Annotated in this window: 22 protein-coding genes; 4 read left to right on the top strand and 18 right to left on the bottom strand. The window is 61.4% G+C overall.

All coding sequences use genetic code 11. The annotated features are described in order from the left end of the window. Positions 1-99: 99 nt before the first annotated feature. The 8 genes from DBR16_RS00320 to DBR16_RS00285 form a co-directional block, all read right to left on the bottom strand. On the bottom strand, positions 100-675 hold the full coding sequence (locus tag DBR16_RS00320) for a DoxX family protein (RefSeq protein WP_109259254.1): 576 nt from the start codon (positions 673-675) through the stop codon (positions 100-102). Next, complete coding sequence (locus tag DBR16_RS00315; protein ID WP_109259253.1) at positions 672-1,421, bottom strand: HvfC/BufC N-terminal domain-containing protein; 750 nt, start codon at positions 1,419-1,421, stop codon at positions 672-674. The genes DBR16_RS00320 and DBR16_RS00315 overlap by 4 nt, the downstream gene beginning before the upstream one ends. Further along, the gene (gene bufB / locus DBR16_RS00310) at positions 1,414-2,268 is read right to left on the bottom strand and encodes an MNIO family bufferin maturase (protein WP_233347467.1); all 855 of its coding nucleotides are present in this window, start codon (positions 2,266-2,268) and stop codon (positions 1,414-1,416) included. The genes DBR16_RS00315 and bufB overlap by 8 nt, the downstream gene beginning before the upstream one ends. A 13-nt stretch (positions 2,269-2,281) precedes the next feature. Further along, a complete protein-coding gene (locus DBR16_RS00305) occupies positions 2,282-2,572 on the bottom strand; it encodes a BufA1 family periplasmic bufferin-type metallophore (protein ID WP_109259251.1) in 291 nt (96 codons plus the stop codon). A 172-nt stretch (positions 2,573-2,744) separates the two neighbouring features. Next, the gene (locus DBR16_RS00300; protein WP_161539336.1) at positions 2,745-3,908 is read right to left on the bottom strand and encodes an alkaline phosphatase D family protein; all 1,164 of its coding nucleotides are present in this window, start codon (positions 3,906-3,908) and stop codon (positions 2,745-2,747) included. A gap of 58 nt (positions 3,909-3,966) precedes the next feature. Continuing rightward, positions 3,967-4,848: a DUF1036 domain-containing protein gene (locus DBR16_RS00295; protein ID WP_109259249.1), complete on the bottom strand. Its 882-nt coding sequence runs from the start codon at positions 4,846-4,848 to the stop codon at positions 3,967-3,969. Positions 4,849-4,895: 47 nt separating this feature from the next. Next, positions 4,896-5,639 carry a hypothetical protein gene (locus DBR16_RS00290; protein WP_109259248.1) on the bottom strand — a complete coding sequence of 248 codons (744 nt, stop codon included), beginning with the start codon at positions 5,637-5,639 and terminating at the stop codon, positions 4,896-4,898. Positions 5,640-5,733: 94 nt separating this feature from the next. Further along, a complete protein-coding gene (locus DBR16_RS00285; RefSeq protein ID WP_109259987.1) occupies positions 5,734-6,273 on the bottom strand; it encodes a DUF2306 domain-containing protein in 540 nt (179 codons plus the stop codon). Positions 6,274-6,417: 144 nt separating this feature from the next. Between DBR16_RS00285 and DBR16_RS00280 the strand changes: the two genes are divergently transcribed. Continuing rightward, positions 6,418-7,152 carry a LytTR family DNA-binding domain-containing protein gene (locus tag DBR16_RS00280; RefSeq protein WP_109259247.1) on the top strand — a complete coding sequence of 245 codons (735 nt, stop codon included), beginning with the start codon at positions 6,418-6,420 and terminating at the stop codon, positions 7,150-7,152. Here the strand turns inward: DBR16_RS00280 and DBR16_RS00275 are convergent. Then, entirely contained in the window at positions 7,149-7,697 is a 549-nt protein-coding gene (locus tag DBR16_RS00275; RefSeq protein ID WP_233347465.1) for a GNAT family N-acetyltransferase, read from the bottom strand. The genes DBR16_RS00280 and DBR16_RS00275 overlap by 4 nt on opposite strands. A 144-nt stretch (positions 7,698-7,841) precedes the next feature. Between DBR16_RS00275 and DBR16_RS00270 the strand changes: the two genes are divergently transcribed. After that, entirely contained in the window at positions 7,842-8,354 is a 513-nt protein-coding gene (locus DBR16_RS00270) for a TspO/MBR family protein (protein WP_109259246.1), read from the top strand. Here the strand turns inward: DBR16_RS00270 and DBR16_RS00265 are convergent. From DBR16_RS00265 to DBR16_RS00255, 3 genes are all read right to left on the bottom strand, one after another. Next, a complete protein-coding gene (locus DBR16_RS00265) occupies positions 8,351-8,971 on the bottom strand; it encodes a peroxiredoxin family protein (RefSeq protein WP_161539334.1) in 621 nt (206 codons plus the stop codon). The genes DBR16_RS00270 and DBR16_RS00265 overlap by 4 nt on opposite strands. Positions 8,972-9,067: 96 nt before the next feature. Then, a complete protein-coding gene (gene mdh, locus DBR16_RS00260) occupies positions 9,068-10,030 on the bottom strand; it encodes a malate dehydrogenase (protein WP_109259244.1) in 963 nt (320 codons plus the stop codon). A gap of 77 nt (positions 10,031-10,107) precedes the next feature. Beyond that, a complete protein-coding gene (locus DBR16_RS00255) occupies positions 10,108-10,893 on the bottom strand; it encodes a helix-turn-helix domain-containing protein (protein ID WP_109259243.1) in 786 nt (261 codons plus the stop codon). Positions 10,894-10,952: 59 nt separating this feature from the next. On the opposite strand from DBR16_RS00255, the gene DBR16_RS00250 reads away from it, so the two are divergent. Continuing rightward, positions 10,953-11,393 carry a DUF6265 family protein gene (locus DBR16_RS00250; protein ID WP_125184465.1) on the top strand — a complete coding sequence of 147 codons (441 nt, stop codon included), beginning with the start codon at positions 10,953-10,955 and terminating at the stop codon, positions 11,391-11,393. On the opposite strand, the gene DBR16_RS00245 is transcribed toward DBR16_RS00250, so the two are convergent. Together DBR16_RS00245 and zapE are read right to left on the bottom strand one after the other, a co-directional pair. Continuing rightward, positions 11,390-12,061: an O-methyltransferase gene (locus DBR16_RS00245; RefSeq protein WP_109259241.1), complete on the bottom strand. Its 672-nt coding sequence runs from the start codon at positions 12,059-12,061 to the stop codon at positions 11,390-11,392. The two genes, DBR16_RS00250 and DBR16_RS00245, sit on opposite strands and share 4 nt — an antisense overlap. Next, positions 12,061-13,176: a cell division protein ZapE gene (gene zapE / locus DBR16_RS00240; protein WP_109259240.1), complete on the bottom strand. Its 1,116-nt coding sequence runs from the start codon at positions 13,174-13,176 to the stop codon at positions 12,061-12,063. Before zapE ends, DBR16_RS00245 begins: the two co-directional genes overlap by 1 nt. 276 nt (positions 13,177-13,452) lie before the next feature. On the opposite strand from zapE, the gene DBR16_RS00235 reads away from it, so the two are divergent. Continuing rightward, positions 13,453-14,544, top strand: coding sequence for a serine hydrolase domain-containing protein (locus tag DBR16_RS00235; RefSeq protein ID WP_161539333.1), 1,092 nt, complete (start codon positions 13,453-13,455; stop codon positions 14,542-14,544). A 23-nt stretch (positions 14,545-14,567) separates the two neighbouring features. On the opposite strand, the gene DBR16_RS00230 is transcribed toward DBR16_RS00235, so the two are convergent. The 4 genes from DBR16_RS00230 to DBR16_RS00215 form a co-directional block, all read right to left on the bottom strand. Beyond that, on the bottom strand, positions 14,568-14,996 hold the full coding sequence (locus DBR16_RS00230; RefSeq protein WP_109259238.1) for an acyl-CoA thioesterase: 429 nt from the start codon (positions 14,994-14,996) through the stop codon (positions 14,568-14,570). Further along, positions 14,993-16,132 (bottom strand): iron-containing alcohol dehydrogenase, encoded by a 1,140-nt coding sequence (locus DBR16_RS00225; protein ID WP_109259237.1) that lies wholly within the window; start codon positions 16,130-16,132, stop codon positions 14,993-14,995. Before DBR16_RS00225 ends, DBR16_RS00230 begins: the two co-directional genes overlap by 4 nt. Positions 16,133-16,333: 201 nt before the next feature. After that, positions 16,334-17,830 carry a CoA-acylating methylmalonate-semialdehyde dehydrogenase gene (locus tag DBR16_RS00220; protein WP_109259236.1) on the bottom strand — a complete coding sequence of 499 codons (1,497 nt, stop codon included), beginning with the start codon at positions 17,828-17,830 and terminating at the stop codon, positions 16,334-16,336. Between the two features lie 91 nt (positions 17,831-17,921). After that, positions 17,922-19,142 (bottom strand): pentapeptide repeat-containing protein, encoded by a 1,221-nt coding sequence (locus DBR16_RS00215; protein WP_109259235.1) that lies wholly within the window; start codon positions 19,140-19,142, stop codon positions 17,922-17,924. Between the last annotated feature and the right edge of the window lie 162 nt (positions 19,143-19,304).

Raw genomic sequence — 19,304 nt, 5'->3', positions numbered from 1 at the left:
TGATCTGCGTCCTAGCCGGTTTGCGCGCCGAGGCCAAATGAAGAGCGCCGCTGACCGGGGTATCGGTCAGCGGCGCGTCATGCCCTGTTGCCCGGAGGGTTAACGAGCCAGATGTCTGGTCAGGACATAGTCGAGGGAGATAGCGCCCGATCCGCGTCCGGCAAGGTAAAGCAACGGAATCAACCACAGTGCCACCGTTCCCCAGAAATGGACATTGGTCGGAAAGACGAAAATCTGGATGACCAGCGCCATCACAATCAGGCCTGTTGCGGCAAACCGCGAGAACAGTCCAAGCACCAGAAGGATGGGCAGAATGCCTTCACCCATCGTGGCCATGATGGCGGCGAGCGTTCCCGGGACCAGTGGAAGGGCGAACTGACCGCCTTCTGCAAACTGGTTGAAGGTCGATTGTTCAATTGTCACCGGAAAGGCCGGGATCTTGATCAATGATCTCTGGACCTCGAAATCATTGATCACCTCGACATAGTCGAACAGGCCAATGGTCTCGACCTTGTTGAGGAAGGAACGCCAGAAAACCCCGGCAATGGACAGGCGTGCAAACAGGGCGAGGAAATTGTGCGAGATGATCTCCTGAACCTTGCCATAGACCTGATGATAGAGCGCGCCTGCCGCGCCCAGGACCGGCGGATTGCCGTCAAATTTTTGCGTGCTCATGTGTCTCTTCCCCTGAAAATGCCTTCCTTCAGCAAGGCAATGAATAGCGGTACAGGCTCAACGCCCGGAAAACTGTCCGCCACGGCATTTGACGCCGTGGCAAAATCCTGACCCGCCTCGATGCGGCTGATGAAAAGTGCATCCGCGGGCGACAGCCGCCGGTAGCGCACCTCCATTTGCGGACGATGGACCAGGGTCATCTCTCCGCCTGCATCGAGCGAGATTTTCCGGACCGTGTCGTCCTCGCGATTGGTCCGCCAGATCGAAAAAGCCGGACAATCCGATGCCAGTGTGCGGACGGACGGGTGCAGTCCCGGGGCCATCGCCGCGAGTTCATCCGGCGGCAGGCCCTTCACATCCGCGAGTTTCAGCGGCAGGGCGTCCGGCGCATGATGGGCTTCCAGCCAGGCGCGTTCGATCCGGGCCACATCCGCCAGATAGACCAGCGGGCGGGCGGGCTCGAACAATTCAATGAAATCGGCAAAGTCTTCACCATACAGCGTCAGCGTCCGGCCTGAGGGCGGATGCGCGGCCCAGTAAGCCCGCGCCATACCCTGAAAGAATTGCTCGCCGACGAGCCGCTTGATGACCGGATAGGCATCACCCAACGTGTCCGCCGCGCCTTTAACAACATTATTGCGATAGACCTTGAATTTCGTGTCGGGCGCGCCTTCGGTAAAGGCCGCCAGCGCCGAGGCATCACCGGATTTCAGCGCGCGGGCAAAAATATCATGGAAGTCAGCCATTCGCGGCCACCAGAATATCCTGAGCGCGGCCGCGCTCGGCCATCAGCTGGTCGAAGGCCGGCAGATGGCTGTCGCGCTCGATCAGGGTCGGCTTCGGGCCGATTTTCCCGATTGTATAATCATAGAGCTTCCAGACGTCGTCGCGCACCGGCGCGCCATGCGTGTCGATCAGCAATTGATCGCCCAGATTCTCGTCCTGTTCATGGCCGGCGAGATGAATTTCCCCGACCGCTTCGCCCGGGACGCCGTCGATATAGCTGTAAGGATCCTGGCCCAGATTCCAGCAGGTAACGAAAACATTGTTGACGTCCAGCAACAGGCCGCAACCGGTGCGCCGGACCGCTTCGGCGAGAAAAGCCTGTTCGGTCATTTCCGATTTCAGCGGCAGATAGATGGACGGGTTCTCGATCAGGATTGTCCGGCCGAGCGCATCCTGGGTTTCGTCGATATGGGCGCAGAAACGGTCCAGCTGTGCTTCGGTATAGGGTGTGGGAAGCAGATCGCCGAAATAGGTGCCGTCATGGGCACACCAGGCAAGGTGCTCACTCATCAGGGTCGGCTGGTAGCGGTCAGCGAGCGCGCGCAACCGGTTGAGATGGTCGCGGTCCGGACGAACGGCCCCGCCCAGCGAGAGCGCGACGCCATGGAGCGATAGGGGATGCTCCCGGCGGATCGCGTCCAGCCAGGCCAGGCGCGGGCCGCCGGCCATCATGTAGTTTTCCGGATGGACTTCCGCCCACAATCCATCAACCCGGCTCTCCAGAACACTGCGATAGTGCTGGGGTTTGAGGCCGATTCCGGCACCCATTTCAGGTGCCGGAGCCAGGACAGGGTGGACAGAGACCATCCGGGGAACGCCTTTACGGACGCTCAATCGGCTCAAGCGAGCCATTGCCATAAGGCGTTTCGATCGTGGTGCAGGTGCCTTCCGGAACATAGGTCCAGGCATTGCCCTGATAATCGACCGTGGACGTGCCTTCGCACGACGTGCCGGGGCCGGCCGCACAATCGTTTTCGCCGGCCAGAGCGACACCATAACAGCGCTCCATACCGTCCATGCCCTGCATGGCGTCGTCGGCCGACACTGCGGCCGACAGGGACAGCGCCATGGCAGAAGCGGCGAGCGTGGCAAATCTGGTTTGGGTGTTCATGATATATGACCTCCTGAGGGTTCAATTTCTTCCGGCCGGGTTCAGCCCCGTCCGGCGAGATGGAAGGTGGCGTGTTTGTCCGCCCGCATCCAATCACGACTGATCGAACCCGCTAACGCCCGCGTGACCGCAATATCATCATTCCGCCGGGGTTTGTGAACAATCGGTAAGATCAACGCGGTGCGAGATCCTCCAGTGAGATCGCCACATCCCTTACAGCACGCCCGTCTGCGTCCCGGATCTGCAGGTTCACGAACCGCTCTGCCCAGTTCACATCGATCACGCCATAGTTCACGGGCGCATACATGTCGCCGATGCGATGGGGGCCGGATTCGCTGTTTTCTTCCTGAAAAGACATGTTCAGAGAGGACGAGGTGATCTCGTAGAGAGGGTAGCCGATCACGTCTTCGCGAACATAAATGCCGGATGAGTGACGATCTCCCGACATCAGGATCACGCCTCCGGCACCGGTTTCCTCCAGCAGGTTGTAAAAGCGCGCCCGTTCCTGCGGCAATGTCCGCCAGGCTTCCCAGCCATGGCCGTCGGCATGGACCTGGATCGAGCTGACAACGAGCCGGAGGTCGGCGGGCACAGAGAGCTGGTCTTCCAGCCAGGCCCATTGGGTCTCGCCCAGCATGTCCTGATTGTCCGCTCCGGACGGAATATAGCGCTCGCGCCCTTCTGCCCCGCGTTCCGGGGTCGGCGTCAGGTCCGAGCGGAAATAACGGGTGTCCAGAAGGATGATCTGGGTGCGTTGCCCTTCCGGCCCGTAGACGCGGGAGGTGTAGATGCCGGCGCGCTGACGGCGCGCGTCGTCTTCGGGGACGTTCCAGAAATCGAGGAAGAGGCGCTCTGCATATTCCTTGAATGGAAATCCGCGGCCGAAATCATTCATCCCGTAATCATGATCATCCCAGACCGCCAGCATCGGGGTTTGTGCCCGCAGGGTCTGGAATTCCGGTGCGGCGGCCAGTGCGGCATAGGCGGCGCGCAATTCCGGCAGGGTGGCGTCAAAGGACCAGGCATCCCCATACACATTATCGCCCGTATATATGAAGAGATCGGGATTGTCGGCGGCGACCCGCTCGAGGATTTCCATACCCTCCCGTTCCGGGTCATGACAGGAGCCGAAGGCAATACGGGTCAGGGCCAGCGCCGGATCGCGCGATGCCGGGGGCCCGGCGGTCGGATGGTCGAGCTCAAGCTGGCCGTAAAAGGGGCGCAAGGCCTCGAGAACGGTGCGCGGCGGCGCTCCGGCTGACGGGGCGGCGGCCTCCTGTGCCTGAAGGGGCGTGGCCAATAGCGTAAACGCGAGCAGGGTGAGACAGGCGCGCATCGAAATCTCCATACCGGTTTCGATCCGCTTACACCGGAAATGTGAAACGGCTGCGACGCTAAGGATCAAGGCGCGGAACATAGGCCTGAAAGCGTTCGACATTGGGGCCGAAGCGGACCCTCTGGGCCCCGATGGCGGCCGGGGCGTCAGCCGGGCATTGTCCGGCATTGACGAAGGATCCGCGCGGTCCGGACGCACTAAAATCCTCATCCGCAACACAAAGCCTGCCCTCATGGGCGGGCGGGGCCACGCCATTATCGGCGCGCCGGGCCGCAAACCACACTTCACCGCCGGCGGGGAAACCGCGATAGACGTCCCGGCAAAGCGTGGCCGGTATCCGCACCCAGCCCGTTATCTCGAAGCCGGCGAAATCAGCACTGGCACCCGCGGTAATCTCAGCGTCCACCGGCCAGGTATTGCAGACTTCCAGCGTGTTGAGCGGGGCAGCCAGACCATCGCGACCTGGCTGTGTCTGGCGGCAAAGCACGGCATCGGCTTCGGGAAAATCATCGCAGCCATATCGCACCTGCACGCGGCCCCATCCGGAGCGGAAGGGCGAAACCGGCATTCGCTGGAAGCCGGTCAGACGCTCGTCATCGCCACATCCTTCCGGTCTGGCCCGGCCGAAATAGGTCTGGGCCGGCATGCAGTAGCGGACATCGGCAGCGTCGCTGGCGGGCCAGCGCCAGCTGCCGGAAACGGCACCCAGCCAGACTTCATTTCCCACGATATTGCCCAGATTGCCTTCGAGGCAGTCACCCGGGACAATCTCGAACCAACCCCGCACAAGGCGCTGATCCGTCGGATCGTTGCGATAAGCCGCCGCAATACCGATCGCGAATGGCGCATCATTGCAGGCGTTCAGCACAACCGGACGCGGTGCCTGAGCCTGCGCAGCGGCGCTCAGGCAGAAGGCTGTCAGCAGGAAAAGAACACGCATGGGGTGAGTTTAACCCGCTGACACCGGAGCGCCAGCGGTAAAGCCTGCTATTCCACTACCGGCTCCGGTGCCGGATAAGCCTCGAACCGCATGGGCTGGCCGATGACATCAATCCGGACCACCTGGCGCAGCCCGTCATTGCCGGTGACGTAGATGTCGTTCTCCGGCGACGCGCCGCGCAATTCCAGGCGCAGCGTGTCAAACCTGCCGGCAATGGTGTCGACCGCGCCGCCCTCAAACGCGGTGATGGTCACCGTGCCAGCCGCGCCGGCCAGCGAGGAAAACCAGTCAAACCCGATTGAGTCCCCGGGCTCCAGCGGCAGAGTCTGGGACAGGAAGAAGACGGCCGCCCGCATCACCATGCCGTCGGTTACCGGCGTGTTGATTTCCGCCGATTGTTGCCCGGCAAGCGGCTGGGTGAAGGTCCGCCTGCCGACCATCACCCCGTCTTGCGCGGCAGCCTCGACGGAGAGGATGGCGGATTGCTGGTGAAAACGCACCGCAACATCGATCGGTGCCAGCGTGTCGGCGTGAATGGATCCGGCCATCGTTTCATAGATTTCCTGACTGGCCAGCATTGAGCGGTCATAGAACCGGATGATGCCGTTCTCATCATCCCGCACCCAGCCGAGACGCATGAAACCGTCCGCTTCGTCATTATTGATCAGCTGAAGGTGCATTTCTCCCGATTGCGGCAGGGCGGCCACGGCTCCTGCGCGCCAGTCGTCCCGGGCTGCCGCTGCCCCCGCGACCGCAATGGCCGGAAGCAAGGCTGTGAGGATTGTTTTCATGATGCCTCCCTCTGTGATCAGGCCCCTCCTGACCCTGACACGAAATGTGCGGGGGAATACTGAAATATCGTCCATGCTCATCACATGCCGGTGACTAGCCGCCGAAAAACATCTGCCACATCAAGCGGCCGGGCATGAAGGCGAACAGGCCCGGCACCACCAGTGCGCCGAGAAACAGGCCAAGCGCATCGCCGCGGTGCTTGGCCGTCCGTTTCGCCCGCGCACTCATGATGATGCCGACAATCCCGAACAGTGTCAGTGGCACAAAAATATGGATGAAGCTGAAGCTGCCATTATTGAGCTCGCGAATGAAAATGGCGGTCAATGCAGCGGTCAGCATCAGGCCGAGCCAGACATAACCCAGCGTGCGGTGTGGAATCGTGCCTTTGGGCGCAAAAAGCTGAACCAGCCCCAGTCCCAGTGCGGCCACCGCCGATCCAGCATGGATCTGAACAATCAGCGGGGCGCGGGCGAAGGCGGCAAGGTCGAGGCTGACCCGGCTGTATTCTGCGGCAAAGGCAACGGCAAATTCGCCCAGCCCGAAGCCATTGAAAAATCCGGCCTGGGCGAGGGCGGCACCGATCACAATGGCCACCAGCCCGAAACCAATTGCGAAATCACGTATCAAGTTCATCAGCCTGTCCTCCGGCAAATCTGCGATACCGGTTGATTGCCGCGGGTTCTGACCGGGCGGAACCGGCACTTCGCAAACGGGCTGTTTCCCGTCGCGAATGGCGCTAGGTTTCCATTCACGAAACGCGAATGGAGAGCGGGTTCCGTGCAACGACTGGTCAATTGGCTGAAGGCTCATGGGGCCGGCTATCTGTTCGTAGCCGGGATCGGCACATTCCTGGCCATTCTTGCGCCCTATAATACTGGCGGGCTGGGCTGGCCGTGGGTGTGGTTCTACTGGGTGTCGCTGATGATCCTCGGCGGGGCCTCCGGAAATGCCGCAGCGTGGCTGCTGGGCCGCCTCGCGCCCGGCCTGTCCCCGCTCGCCACCTATACGGCCATAGCCTTTATGGTGGCGGTGCCGGTGAGCGCTGCCGTGATCGCGCTGCAGGCGGCCGTCGGTTTCACGCCGCCGCTCGTGCAATGGCCGGTCATCTACGGCTTCGTACTGGTGATTTCCGGCGGCGTGACGGCGCTGACCTATCTGCTCGACCGGCCGGATGATGCCAGCCTTGCGCTAAAGGCCGGACGGGCGCTGACCGACAAGCTGCCGGTCCGGCTCCGGACCGCCGACATTCTCGCCCTGCAATCGGAAGATCATTATCTGCGGGTTCATACAGCGCGCGGCGATGCGCTGATCCTGATGCGGCTGAGCGATGCCATGGCCGCGGTGGAAAGACTGGAAGGTATGCAGACCCACCGCTCCTGGTGGGTGGCGCGACCGGCGATCGAAAATGCGGAGAAAGCCGGCGGGCGGGCCGAGCTGACCCTGACCGGCGGGATTACGGCGCCTGTGAGCCGGAGCTTCTATCCGCTTCTGCGGGAGAAGGGCTGGATCTAACGCCGCGCGAACCAGTCCTCACGGGACTGGCCCCAGACATCGACAATCATGCCAAAACCCGCGACTTCCGCCTTGCGGCCCAGATTGCGCGAGCCGAGTTTCCTGGCAACGCCCTGTGAGCCGGTATTCTTCTCGTCGATCAGGTGGATGACAGACTCCCAGCCGAGCTCGTCAAACGCCCAGTCGATGGAGCGCGCGGCGGCCTCGCTGGCATACCCCTTGCCCCAGGCTTCGCGCTTGATCGTCCATCCGACCTCCGGCTGCGGCCAGCCATGCGGAAACCAGGGACCGACACGGCCCAGCCATTCGCCGGTCGCCCGGTCCTCGACCGTGAAAAACCCGTATCCGCGCAAGGCCCAATGGCCGATGATGCTGGCGATGGCGCGCCAGACCATGGGCGGCGATTGCGTGCCGCCGATATGGCGCGCGGTTTCCTCGTCCGCCATGGCGGCGGCGAGCGGTTCGAGATCACGCTCTTCCGGGACGCGCAGGATCAGGCGCTCTGTTTCAAGACGGGGTCCGAATGCCGACACATCCATCACCATGACTCACTCCTGCAACCATTGTCTGTTGCGGGAATAGGCCCGCCGGCCGCATGTGACAAGGCGGGCTGCCATGGCTTTGCCATAATTGGCGCGAAAATTGCGCATGAGGGATGTTCGCCAACACGAAAGTGAGCCCGCCCTCTCATGTCTCCAGCAAACCGTCCCACAATCATACGCCTTGCGGTGTACTGGATCCTTGCGGCAGCCATGACCGGCATCATTTCCGGACTCGCCTTTGCGACCGGCATTGTATCATGGGTGTATGAGGATCTCAGCCGGCCGCTCTGGCTGCCGCCGGTAATGGTCCTGACCTGGCTGTGGATTGCCAAGACCATGCTGATGGCGCTGGCGCTGTGGACGGTGGACCGTTTCGGACACGGATGGGAGCGCCGCCTGGCCATCGGCCTGATCGTGCTGCTCTATCTGGCTTCGGCCGGATGGATTACCGGCTTTGTCATCTTCCGGGACCTGACCTTCGGATTTTATGCCATTCTCGGCAGCTGGGTGCTGACAACGCTGACAATGCTGGTCATCGGACGGGCGCAGAAAGCCGCCGCCCTCATGATGTGGCCGGTCTTTTTCTGGACGACTTTCATGCTCACCATCTCGTTCGAGCTGATGCGGCTCAATACCGGCATGCAACTCGCCGCCTTCTAGTCTGCCTCAAGCTGTGCCAGCACATCCTCGACCGTGATCCTCTGGCGATAACCACGCTCCTCGCCATATCCCGGCTCGTGCCAGTATTTGCCCTCGATCATGCCGTCCGCACCGACGATGAATGTGATCGGATACGGCACGCCATAAGCCATGCTGTCGGGGTCAGTATAGACCGGATCGCGGATGTCCAGAGCATCCACCAGGGATGAATCCGGGTCGGATAGCAGGGTGATGCCGATCGACCGGCGTTCGGCAAAGGCCCGGAGTGTGTCCACGCTGTCATAGGTGATCGTCACCACACCATAGCCGAGAGTGGCAAACCGGCCGGCGGCGGCATTCACCTCCATCGTCTGGGTCTGGCAGAAGGGGCACCAGTCGAGCGAACGGTTGAAGTAAATGACAGTTCCGTTTTCGCCCGCAATGTCTGCCAGCGTCCGCATCCCGCCATCGGCATCACTCAGACGGAAATCCGGCATCGGACTGCCGACGGGCGGACCGAGCGTTTCGGCGGTATCGCTGGCGGCCGCCAATGCTTGCGCATTTTCCGGCGGAGTGTCACCGCCGCCGGAACAGGCAAACAGACCCAGCGTGATGACCGGCGTCAGATATTTCAACATGGATAGCCCCATTTCTTCCCGCACGGGAGTTGGGGCCATCGCACTGTCCGGTCAAGGCCGCTCACGGGGATATGGCGGAGATGTCAGCCCGCGTGATCAGGCGAGGCTGGAATCAAGGCCCTTGCAGGCCTCGAGCAGTTCCTTCACCGCATTGACGCTGACCTGAAGGTTGGACTTTTCCTCTTCGGACAGGGCGATCTCGATGACGTCTTCGGTTCCGCCAGCGCCGATCATGGTCGGAACGCCGACATAGAGCCCGTCGAGACCATATTTGCCCTCGACATAGGAGGCGCAGGGCAGGATGCGCTTCTGGTCGCCGAGATAGGCCTCGGCCATGGCGATGGCGCTGGAGGCCGGCGCGTAATAGGCCGAGCCATTGCCCAGCAGGCTGACAATTTCGCCGCCGCCCTTGCGGGTGCGGTCGACGATTTCGTCAAGGCGGCTGACATCGACGCCCTTGATCTTGGCCATGTCCGCCACCGGAATGCCGTTGATCGTGGAATAGGACAGAACCGGCACCATGGTGTCGCCATGACCGCCCAGCACGAAGGCGTTCACATCGCGGACCGAGACGTCGAATTCCCAGGCCAGGAAGGTGGCAAAGCGGGCCGAGTCGAGCACGCCGGCCATGCCGACCACCTTGTTGTGCGGCAGGCCGGAAAACTCGCGCAGCGCCCAGACCATGGCGTCCAGCGGATTGGTGATGCAGATGACAAAGGCGTCCGGGGCATGCTTCCTGATGCCCTCGCCCACGGCTTTCATGACTTTCAGATTGATACCAAGGAGGTCATCCCGGCTCATGCCGGGCTTGCGCGGCACACCGGCAGTGACGATCACCACATCGGCGCCGGCAATGTCGGCGTAATCATTCGAGCCGGTGATCTTTGCGTCAAAGCCCTCAATCGGGCCGCACTGGCTGAGATCCAGCGCCTTGCCCTGCGGCATGCCCTCGGCAATGTCGAACAGGACAATGTCACCCATTTCCTTCTTCGCCGCGAGATGGGCGAGCGTGCCGCCAATCATTCCGGAACCGATGAGGGCAATCTTATTACGGGCCATGGGGTGCTCCTTCGCAAGTGCGGAAATTTGCGCACGGGTCTAGACCCGGCAGGGCGATGCGGCAAGAGGGCGGATCGTCACCCGGTGCTGTAGAAGATGTCGGACGCATCCTCCCCGCGCTTCAGCCGTGGCGTCTGGCCGGCCATGCGGCGGAATTCGCGGGTCATATGGGCCTGATCGGCATAGCCGGTTTCCATCGCGATGTCCGACAGTGAACCGGTGCCGTTGCGGATCGCCTGACGGGCCAGATGATAGCGGGTGATCTGGAGGAATTCGCCAGGGGTGAGCCCGGTCCGGCGCATGAAATCCCGGTCGAGCGTGCGAATCGAGACATGGGCCGCACCGGCGAGCGCCGACGGGCGCAAGGCCGGGTTCTGTTCCAGCCGGGCCATCGAGGCGCGCACCCGCGCTCCGGCCGGAGATGCGGGCGAAGGGTCCAGAAGCAGTTTGTCAGCGGCCGCAGCGAAATCTGCAAGCGGTTGTTGTGCGGCGTCCACCAGCGCATGGATCACCGGCCCCGGCATGATCTCCGCCAGATCCCGGCTGCGATTGCGCAGATGCCGCGGGGCCTGCGTGATCGCCCCCACCCCGTCCGGGCGCAGGCGAATGGCCAGAAGCCGCATGGGGGAGGTTCGCTTCAATTCCAGAACGCGCGTCAGCGGGCCATAAATCATGTGGCGGGGCTGACGCTCCCAGACCTCACCGGTTTTCTCCAGCGGCGGCTCGGCCAGGTGAAAGATGATCTCGCAACGCGTATCCGGCGCAATCCGGTCCTCGCCGGGTCCCGATTCCAGCTGCCAGACGCCTTCGATCACGTCATGGCCGTCAACGGGCCGGAATGTGTAAGCGGGCGCGGTGTCCATATTCTTCAAGACCTGGCAGATGTCCGGTCATAATGTGCGGGGAAACCGGAGAAAATGCCATGCTGAAACCCCTGCTTGCCACCAGCCTTTTCATGACCCTGCCTGCGCTTGCCGCGGCCGATGACCTGTCCTGGATGGAGGGACACTGGCGCAGCGAGGCCGATGGCCGCGTGTCCGAGGAAATCTGGACCAATGGCGAGGGCGGACTTTATCTTGGCGTCAATCGCAGTCTCCGGAACGGCCAGGCGAGCGGTTTCGAATATCTGCGGATCATAAATACGGACGAGCGGACGGCCTATTGTGCCCAGCCGGGCGGTGGCGAGGCCGTCTGCTTCGACCAGGTGGAGAGCACCGAACACGCCGTGACGTTCGAAAATCCCGATCATGATTTCCCGCAGCGCATCCGCTATGCGCGCGACGGTGACAGTCTGACGGCGACAATATCGGACCTGTCGGGCGAGCAGGCCTTCAGCTTTGGCTGGGAGCGTGTGGGAGACTAACGCTTCATCGCCATCAGCACGCCGTCGCCAATGGCAGTGAAGGCGATCTCGACGCGATCATCCTCGCGCAGCTTGTCGGCAATGGCACGCAGGGCCTCGGTGTCCGCGTCGCACTTGGCGGGATCGGCAACCGAGCCGGACCACAGCACATTGTCGAACAGCATGATGCCGCCGGGCCGCAACAGGCTGAGACCGGCGGTGTAGTAATCGGGATAGCCGGTCTTGTCGGCGTCCACGAACATCAGGTCGACGCTTTCGGCCAGACCGTCATTCAACAGGCCGATCAGGCTCTGGCGCGCATCGCCAATGACGGGCTGGATGATGTCGGCGACACCGCCTTCCTTCCAGTAATCCTCGGCGATGCCGATGAAGTCATGGGACACATCACAGGCATAGAGGCGGGCCTTTGACCCATGCATTTCCTTCATGGTTTCCGCCGTGGCGAGGGCAGAATAGCCGGTGAAGACCCCGACCTCGACCGCCGTCCTGGCGTTCACCATGCGGGCGATCAGCTTCATGAAAGCGCCCTGTTCCGGGCTGATCTGCATCATCTTGTCTTCGCGTGCATCGGTCTCGATGCGGCAACGTTCCAGCGCCGGGGATTCGGCACGGTTGGCCTTGCGGACATAGTTGGTGAGGGTTTCGTCGAGACTGATGGATCGCGACATCAGCTTTCTCCTGTTTCCGGGATCGCTTCGTCATGGGCCGCGGCGAGATAGGTCTCGGACCGCATTTCCATCAGGCGCGACGCCGTGCGTTCAAATTCGAAAGCGCCATCGCCCGCCGGATATAAATCGTCCGGTTCGGCGGCGGCGCTCATGACCAGCTTGGTTTTCGCCTCATAGAGCGCGTCAATCAATGTGACAAAGCGTTTCGCCTCATTGCGTTTTTCCGGTGTCAGCTGCGGCACATCCCCGATCAGCACCGTATGGAACTGCGCGGCAATGGCGAGATAATCCGCCGCGCCCAGGGGCCGGGCGCATAATTCGGCAAAGGTGAAGCGGGCCACACCTGCTGCCTCGCGCGGCACCGGCACAGAGCGGCCCTGAACGGTGAGCGTGCAGGATTGCGGCTCGGCGCCTTGTGTCAGCCGTTTCCAGGCGTCATCCAGGGCCGCATCCGCTTCACGGCCCAGCGGCGTGTAATAGACCGGCGCGGCGGTGAGCTGCCGCAGGCGGTGATCAATGCCCGAGGCGATCTCCATCACGTCGAGCCGCGATTTCAGCTCCGCGATAAAAGGCAGGAAAAGCTGGCGGTTGATGCCATCCCTGTAGAGGTCGTCCGGCACGCGATTGGAGGTCGCCACCACGACCACGCCAATGTCGAATAATTGCTCGAACAGACGTCCCAGCAGCATGGCGTCGGCAATATCGGTGACCTGGAATTCGTCAAAACAGAGCAGGCGCGCCTCTGCGGCGATGGCTTTCGCCACGGGCGGGATCGGATCATCCTGACCCTTCTTCCGCTCCAGCCGCTTACGCCAGGCTCCGATGCGGGCGTGGGTTTCCTGCATGAATTCATGAAAGTGGACACGGCGTTTCCTTGCCACCGGAGCGGTGCGGAAAAACAGATCCATCAACATGGACTTGCCACGCCCGACGCCGCCCCACAGGTAAAGCCCGCGCGGCGGCGGTGTCTTGCGCCGGAACCAGCCATCCCGGATGCGCCATTTCGACAGGCGCTGGTGGAGATCCGTCAGGGCATCTGCCGCAGCCAGCTGGCCGGCGTCCTCGGTCAGCGTGCCCCTGGCAATACGGCGCTGCAGATTTTCAATCGGGGTCATGAGGCGAAAATCAACACAGCCAGCAGCAGGCCGAAAGCCAGTCCGGCAGCGGCCACAAGATAGAGCGGGCGTTTGATCTCTCGCATGAATGCCTATTGGCAGCAGCTGGCCGTGCAAGCAAGTCCGGCCTTGCATAACTGCTTTTTAACACCCTGAATTTCCGTCGACGTTATATAGAGGCGGCGGTTCTGTGAGGGTGGAGACATGCGGATTAATCGACGAAATGTTCTGGCCGGAAGCGCCGCGATGAGCGGGTTATTGCTCACAGGCTGTGGTATGAATCATCGCGTGACTTCGAACTGGTTGACCCAGCGCATTGCCGGCATTCCGGAAGCGCACAACATTCCCGGCATGACAGCTGGCATCGCCCTGCCAGGCGGCAACGTGGTGACCGCGGCAACAGGACTGGCCGATCTGGAAACCGGCGAGGCCATGCGTCCGGACCATGTGATGCAAGCCGGTTCGACCGGAAAGACATTTGTGGCGGCATCCGCCACGGATCTCGTCCTTTCCGGCGATCTCGATCTGGACGCCCCGATCGGCACCTGGCTCGCAGACGCGCCGTGGTTTGACGATCTTGCCCACCGCGACGCGATCACGCCGCGCCTGCTGCTGACGCACCGATCCGGACTGGTGGAATATCTTGGCCAGCCGGAATTTACACCGCTGCATGCCGCGCGCATCGCCACCGACCCTGACCGCCCGATCCGAACCGATGAAAGCCTGCCGATTGCCGTTGCTGCCGGGCCGTTATTTGCGCCGGGCGAAGGCTTTTCCTATGCGGACACGAATTATTTGCTGATCGGCCTGATCATCGAGGCGATCAGCGGGCGCACCTATGAGGCGCAAGTGACGAGCCGCATTCTGGAGCCGAACGGTCTGACCGGCGGCATATTGCCCGCGACGCAGCGCGCGATCCCGGACCTTGCCTCCAGCTATCTGGCGCAGCCGATATTCGGCCTTCCCGAAAAATGCTCGGAAAACGGCGTATTGGCCATGCATCCTTTGACCGAGTGGACCGGCGGCGGGATGGCCACGCGAGCGGGTGATCTCGCCCGCTGGGGCTGGCTGTGGTTTGGCGGACGGGCCTTGTCGGGCGCGTATGACATGATCGCCGAGGCCGAACGCGGTTCCGGCGTCATCGAAGCGGATGGCGCGGACTGGCGCTATGGCATGGCCTGCGAAATACGTCTTTCGCCCGGCCCGCGGCTGATCGGGCATCGCGGCTGGTTCCCGGCATTCCAGTCGGTGTTGGCCTACAAGCCCTCGCTCGACATGGCGGTAGCGCTGCAGTTCAACCGCGTGCCGTCTGTTCCTGATATGTACGGGCTGGCGGAATCCATTCTCGATGAGGCGGCCGCGCTCTGACCGCAAAGATCAGGACCGACGACCTAGCGAAGTGTTTCCAGCACCGCCCGGAAATCGGCCGGCAGGGGTTTGGGCCGGCGGGCTTTGGCGTCGACATAGACATGGACGAAGAAGGCCTCGGCAGCGGGGCTGTCTGCATTCTTCGCGAAAGCCCCGACTTCATAGCGCACGGATGAGGTGCCGATATGGGTGACGCGCAGGCCGACATCGATGACTTCCGGATAGGCGAGCGACGCAAAATACCGGCAGCCGGATTCCACCACCAGGCCGATCTGGTCGCTGGTCGCCGGGTCGAGCACGCCTTGCTCGATCAGGTGCCGGTTCACGACCGTATCGAGCAGCTCGTAATAGACGACATTGTTGAGATGGCCGTAGACATCATTGTCCTGCCAGCGCGTGGCGATCTCGATGAAGACGGGATAGTCGGCCCGGCCGGTCTGTGCCCCGCTCATACGATTTCCTCATAGAGCCGGACGATGTCGTCATAGGTCAGTGCGCGCGGATTGTTCGGCAGCAGGCGGTCATTGGCCGCTACATCCTCGGCCATGCGCGGAATGTCATTGTGCGAGATGCCCAGCTGGGAGAGGCGGCGCTCGATGCCCGTGGCCCCGGCGATGCGCTCCATTTCCGCGATCAGCCCGGCGGATGAGGCTTCCAGGCCCATATGCGCGGCCATTTCAGCGTAGAGGTCTTCGGCGGCCGCAGCGTTGAATTTCAGCACCGGCGGCAGGACGACCGAATTGGACAGGCCGTGCGGCACATGGAAAATCCCGCCCAGCGGATAGGCCATGGCATGGACTGCGCCGACCGGTGAGTTGGAAAAGGCCTGCCCGGCCAGCATGGCGCCCAGCAGCATGTCGCCGCGGGCCTCGATGTTGGAGGGTTCGTCACAGGCGGTGAGGATGGCGCCCTGCAGCTTTTTCAGCGCGGCCAGCGCCAGGGCATCGGACACCGGGTTTTTCGAGCGCTTGTTGGTGAAGGCCTCGATGGCATGGACCATGGCGTCGATCCCGGTTGCCGCCGTGGCATGCCTTGGCAGGCCCAGCGTCAGCTCCGGATCGAGGATGGCCATATCGGCATAAAGCGCGCCGGATGCGATGCCGCGCTTCGATGTCGCGCCGGTGGTCAGCACCGCGACATTGGTGACTTCCGAACCGGTGCCCGCCGTGGTCGGGATCATGATGGAGGGCAGTCCGGCCACCCGTACCTGCTCGACGCCATACATTTCCGACAAGGGCTGGTCGCCGCCTGCCAGAAGGGAGACGACTTTCGCCGTATCCATGGGCGAGCCGCCGCCAAAGGCGATGATGGCCTGCGCGCCGAACTCGCGGGCTTTTGCGGCGGCGTCCAGGACGACGGCTTCGGGCGGATCGGCGACCACCTCGTCAAAGACGAAAACGTCGAAACCGTCTGCTTTCAGCGCAGCGAGCGCATCATCTATCAGCCCTGCCGCGCGGACGCCGGTGTCGGTGACGAAGAAGAGGCGTTTGGCGTCTTTCAGGACCGGAGCGGCGAGACGGGCCAGACGCTTTGACGCGCCAGCTTCAAAGACGATGTGCGGGACAGTGCGGAAGGAAAAATTGTGCATGCGGCGGGAGATTAGCCGGGCGTGTGCGGGTGGCAAGCGCTTACCGGTGCAGTGATCTGCATTCCCCTCCCCCTTTGTGGGGAGGGGTAGGGGTGGGGGAATTACCCGCTACCACATTGATCACCCCACCCGGCCCTGCGGGCCACCCTCCCCATCAAGGGGAGGGGAAAGTCGCGATGTCACTTGGTAAGGGGTTCGTCCCTACCCCATCGTGGGGATGACAAAGGCCTGATCGCCGATATCGCCGGTGGGCCAGCGCTGGGTCACGGTCTTGATTTTGGTGAAGAAGCGGATGCCCTCGGTGCCGTACTGGTTGGTGTCGGTGAAGGCCGAGCGCTTCCAGCCGCCAAAGGAGTGGTAGGCGACCGGTACCGGGATCGGCACATTGATGCCGACCATGCCGACCTGGACCTTGGCGGCAAATTCGCGCGCGGCCAGCCCATTGCGGGTGAAGATGGCAACACCGTTGCCGTATTGATGGTCGCTGGGCAGATGGGCGGCCTCATCGAGGTTTTCGGCACGGACGACCTGCAGCACGGGACCGAAGATTTCCTCTTCATAGGTCTTCATGCCGGGTTTGACATTGTCGAACAGGGTCGGGCCGATGAAGAAGCCATTCTCATGGCCCTGCAGTTTGAAACCGCGGCCATCGAGCAGAAGGTCCGCGCCTTCTTCCACGCCCAGCGTGATATAATCTTCCACGCGCTGTTTGTGGGCCGCGGAGACAACCGGGCCGTAATGCGCATCGCCATCGGTGGAGACGCCGACGCGGAGTTTTTTCGCTTCGTCCAGCATGCGGCCGACGAATTCATCCGCCGTATCCTTGCCGACCGGCACCGCCACGGGCAGCGCCATGCAGCGTTCGCCGGCCGAGCCGAAGGCGGCACCGAGGAAGTCGTTGACGACCTGGTCCATATCCGCATCCGGCATGATGATGCCGTGGTTTTTCGCGCCGCCCATGGCCTGGAAACGCTTGCCCTGCTCGGTGCAGGTGCGGGCGATATAGTGCGCGATGTCGGAGGAGCCGACGAAGGAGACCGCCTTCACATCATCATGGGTGAGCAGCGCATCGACTGCCTGCTTGTCGCCATGGACGATCTGCAAGACGCCTTCGGGCAGGCCGGCTTCCATCCACAATTCGGCGAGGCGGACCGGAACCGACGGATCTTTCTCCGACGGTTTCAGGACCAGCGCATTGCCGGTGGCGATCGACATGCCCATGAACCACATCGGGATCATGGCGGGGAAGTTGAACGGCGAAATGCCCGCGACCACGCCCAGCGGCTGGCGCATGGAATAGACATCAATGCCCGGCCCGGCGCTGTCGGTGTATTCGCCCTTCATCAGATGCGGCACGCCGCAGGCAAATTCGATGACTTCCAGGCCGCGGATGATGTCGCCCTTTGAATCGGCGATCACCTTGCCATGCTCGGCGGAGAGGAGGTGCGCCAGCTCGTCCATCTCGGCTTCGACGAGATTTTTGTAGGCCATCAGCACGCGGGCGCGGCGCTGCGGATTCATCGCCGCCCAGATGCGCTGCCCCTTCTTGGCGCCTTCCACGGCGCGCGCCACCTCGGTCTCATCGGCAAATTGCACGCGCGCCTGCACCTCGCCGGTATTGGGGTTGTAAACATCGCCGAAACGGCCGGTCTTGCCGGTGAAGCTCTGGCCGTCGATGAAGTGATTGATCTCGCGCATCTCGTCTCTCCCTCGCCCTGGCGGGCGGTCATCTGGTGTTGGCGCTGATATCGCGCCTGAGAGGCGGCACGTCAAATGGCGAGGTGTGTGGTCAGGTGTCGCTGTCGTCTTTGGGCTGGATGGGTTTGCCAGTGCCATCATGGGGCGGCACGAACCGTTTAATAGCCAAAACCTCTTCAAACTTGGGAGGTGAATGGGGATTCCAACGCGCGGATAAAAGCTGTTCGCGGCTCGGAAAGCCTTTTCCATTTTCGTCAGCTTCAAACGCCGAAAATGTGACGCCTGTAAGTTCAGCATGCCTAATACCAGCGTTACTAAAAACGCACTCTTCAAAACTGGCGTCAGTCAAGATGGCGTTGTCCAAATACGCTTGGCTAAAATTTACCTCATTGAGGCTAGATCGCTGCCAAATTGATCCGGCGAGCAGCGCTTCGCTAAGATCACAATCACGCAATTCACAATCCGAAAAATTTGCCTCCCGCAAAAACGCTTTTCTAAAATCTGTGCGTGAGAAATTGGCATTCGACAAATTGCAACCAACAAAAGAGATTTCCTTCAGGCACGAGCCAGAAAAGTTGAATGATCGTAGATCGGATTCGGGCGGAATTGTAATTCCTGATAAATTACAATTACTTAAATTAATTCCACCTTCTTTATTAATGTTAGGTCGCTGCGCTACGGGCCAAGATCGTATCAATGCAATCAAACAGACTTGTACATCCAGCCTTGGACTAACCACATCGCTACTTTCGTTTAGGATTGATTTTTGTTGAATAAACGCTGCCAGACTATCACCGACGCGCTTGGCGAAATGGTTGTCGCTGCTTAGATCTGAAAAGTCCGCCCTCATGAGGGTCTCAAGGGAATAAATTGCGGCCACTCGCCGATCTACACTGTCAGAATCCAGTAACTCTATCGCCTTCGCAAACGTGCTAGCGTTCAATCCTTCTCTTTCAATCCGACGCTCTTGGTGAATTAATTCGGTTCTGCGCAGTCCATTAATTAAAGTGACGACAGCGAATATTGAGCCGATCAGAAACGACAGTGCCCAGACCCAGTTGCGCACACTTTCGGCAATGTTCTCCGGATTGATCCATGCAACTGTGGGATGGACCCGACTACTGGCATTCTCGTAAATCCAATCGACAAGCCAAAACCCACTACCCAGCAATAACGCTCCAATAACCAATATCGACCAGACAATTGCTCGACGGCGTAAATGCCCGACGATTCTGAGTGGCAATTGATGCCTCAAACCATGAGAGGCTCTTACTCCGTTGCTGAGTCGGCGAAATGAGTTTCGATTGTTCATTCAAGAATACGTCACCGAGTCGCCACTTGGTTGCAATCGGCAATTCAATCTGTCCACAGATTTGGACTAATCCATATCCCCCCTCCCCCTCGATTCGCGAAGCGGTTAGAGTGGTGATTCGAAAAGGCGGGCGCTCGCGCTGTCTTTATCCATGGGGGACTT

The organism is Hyphobacterium indicum (assembly GCF_003129605.1).
Taxonomy (GTDB): domain Bacteria; phylum Pseudomonadota; class Alphaproteobacteria; order Caulobacterales; family Maricaulaceae; genus Hyphobacterium; species Hyphobacterium indicum.
This window is presented reverse-complemented; position numbering and strand designations above follow the sequence as displayed.

What these genes read in the sequence shown, in the direction of transcription:
- DBR16_RS00285 (WP_109259987.1), bottom strand. Translation starts at nt 6,273, where the DNA reads ATGAACTTGATACGTGATTTCGCAATTGGTTTCGGGCTGGTGGCCATT.
- DBR16_RS00250 (WP_125184465.1), top strand. Translation starts at nt 10,953, where the DNA reads ATGCTGAAACCCCTGCTTGCCACCAGCCTTTTCATGACCCTGCCTGCG.
- mdh (WP_109259244.1), bottom strand. Translation starts at nt 10,030, where the DNA reads ATGGCCCGTAATAAGATTGCCCTCATCGGTTCCGGAATGATTGGCGGC.
- DBR16_RS00275 (WP_233347465.1), bottom strand. Translation starts at nt 7,697, where the DNA reads ATGGTGATGGATGTGTCGGCATTCGGACCCCGTCTTGAAACAGAGCGC.
- DBR16_RS00290 (WP_109259248.1), bottom strand. Translation starts at nt 5,639, where the DNA reads ATGAAAACAATCCTCACAGCCTTGCTTCCGGCCATTGCGGTCGCGGGG.
- DBR16_RS00320 (WP_109259254.1), bottom strand. Translation starts at nt 675, where the DNA reads ATGAGCACGCAAAAATTTGACGGCAATCCGCCGGTCCTGGGCGCGGCA.
- DBR16_RS00315 (WP_109259253.1), bottom strand. Translation starts at nt 1,421, where the DNA reads ATGGCTGACTTCCATGATATTTTTGCCCGCGCGCTGAAATCCGGTGAT.
- DBR16_RS00220 (WP_109259236.1), bottom strand. Translation starts at nt 17,830, where the DNA reads ATGCGCGAGATCAATCACTTCATCGACGGCCAGAGCTTCACCGGCAAG.
- DBR16_RS00235 (WP_161539333.1), top strand. Translation starts at nt 13,453, where the DNA reads ATGAATCATCGCGTGACTTCGAACTGGTTGACCCAGCGCATTGCCGGC.
- bufB (WP_233347467.1), bottom strand. Translation starts at nt 2,268, where the DNA reads ATGGTCTCTGTCCACCCTGTCCTGGCTCCGGCACCTGAAATGGGTGCC.
- DBR16_RS00295 (WP_109259249.1), bottom strand. Translation starts at nt 4,848, where the DNA reads ATGCGTGTTCTTTTCCTGCTGACAGCCTTCTGCCTGAGCGCCGCTGCG.
- DBR16_RS00215 (WP_109259235.1), bottom strand. Translation starts at nt 19,142, where the DNA reads ATGAACAATCGAAACTCATTTCGCCGACTCAGCAACGGAGTAAGAGCC.
- DBR16_RS00265 (WP_161539334.1), bottom strand. Translation starts at nt 8,971, where the DNA reads ATGTTGAAATATCTGACGCCGGTCATCACGCTGGGTCTGTTTGCCTGT.
- zapE (WP_109259240.1), bottom strand. Translation starts at nt 13,176, where the DNA reads ATGACCCCGATTGAAAATCTGCAGCGCCGTATTGCCAGGGGCACGCTG.
- DBR16_RS00230 (WP_109259238.1), bottom strand. Translation starts at nt 14,996, where the DNA reads ATGAGCGGGGCACAGACCGGCCGGGCCGACTATCCCGTCTTCATCGAG.
- DBR16_RS00300 (WP_161539336.1), bottom strand. Translation starts at nt 3,908, where the DNA reads ATGCGCGCCTGTCTCACCCTGCTCGCGTTTACGCTATTGGCCACGCCC.
- DBR16_RS00225 (WP_109259237.1), bottom strand. Translation starts at nt 16,132, where the DNA reads ATGCACAATTTTTCCTTCCGCACTGTCCCGCACATCGTCTTTGAAGCT.
- DBR16_RS00245 (WP_109259241.1), bottom strand. Translation starts at nt 12,061, where the DNA reads ATGTCGCGATCCATCAGTCTCGACGAAACCCTCACCAACTATGTCCGC.
- DBR16_RS00305 (WP_109259251.1), bottom strand. Translation starts at nt 2,572, where the DNA reads ATGAACACCCAAACCAGATTTGCCACGCTCGCCGCTTCTGCCATGGCG.
- DBR16_RS00270 (WP_109259246.1), top strand. Translation starts at nt 7,842, where the DNA reads ATGTCTCCAGCAAACCGTCCCACAATCATACGCCTTGCGGTGTACTGG.
- DBR16_RS00255 (WP_109259243.1), bottom strand. Translation starts at nt 10,893, where the DNA reads ATGGACACCGCGCCCGCTTACACATTCCGGCCCGTTGACGGCCATGAC.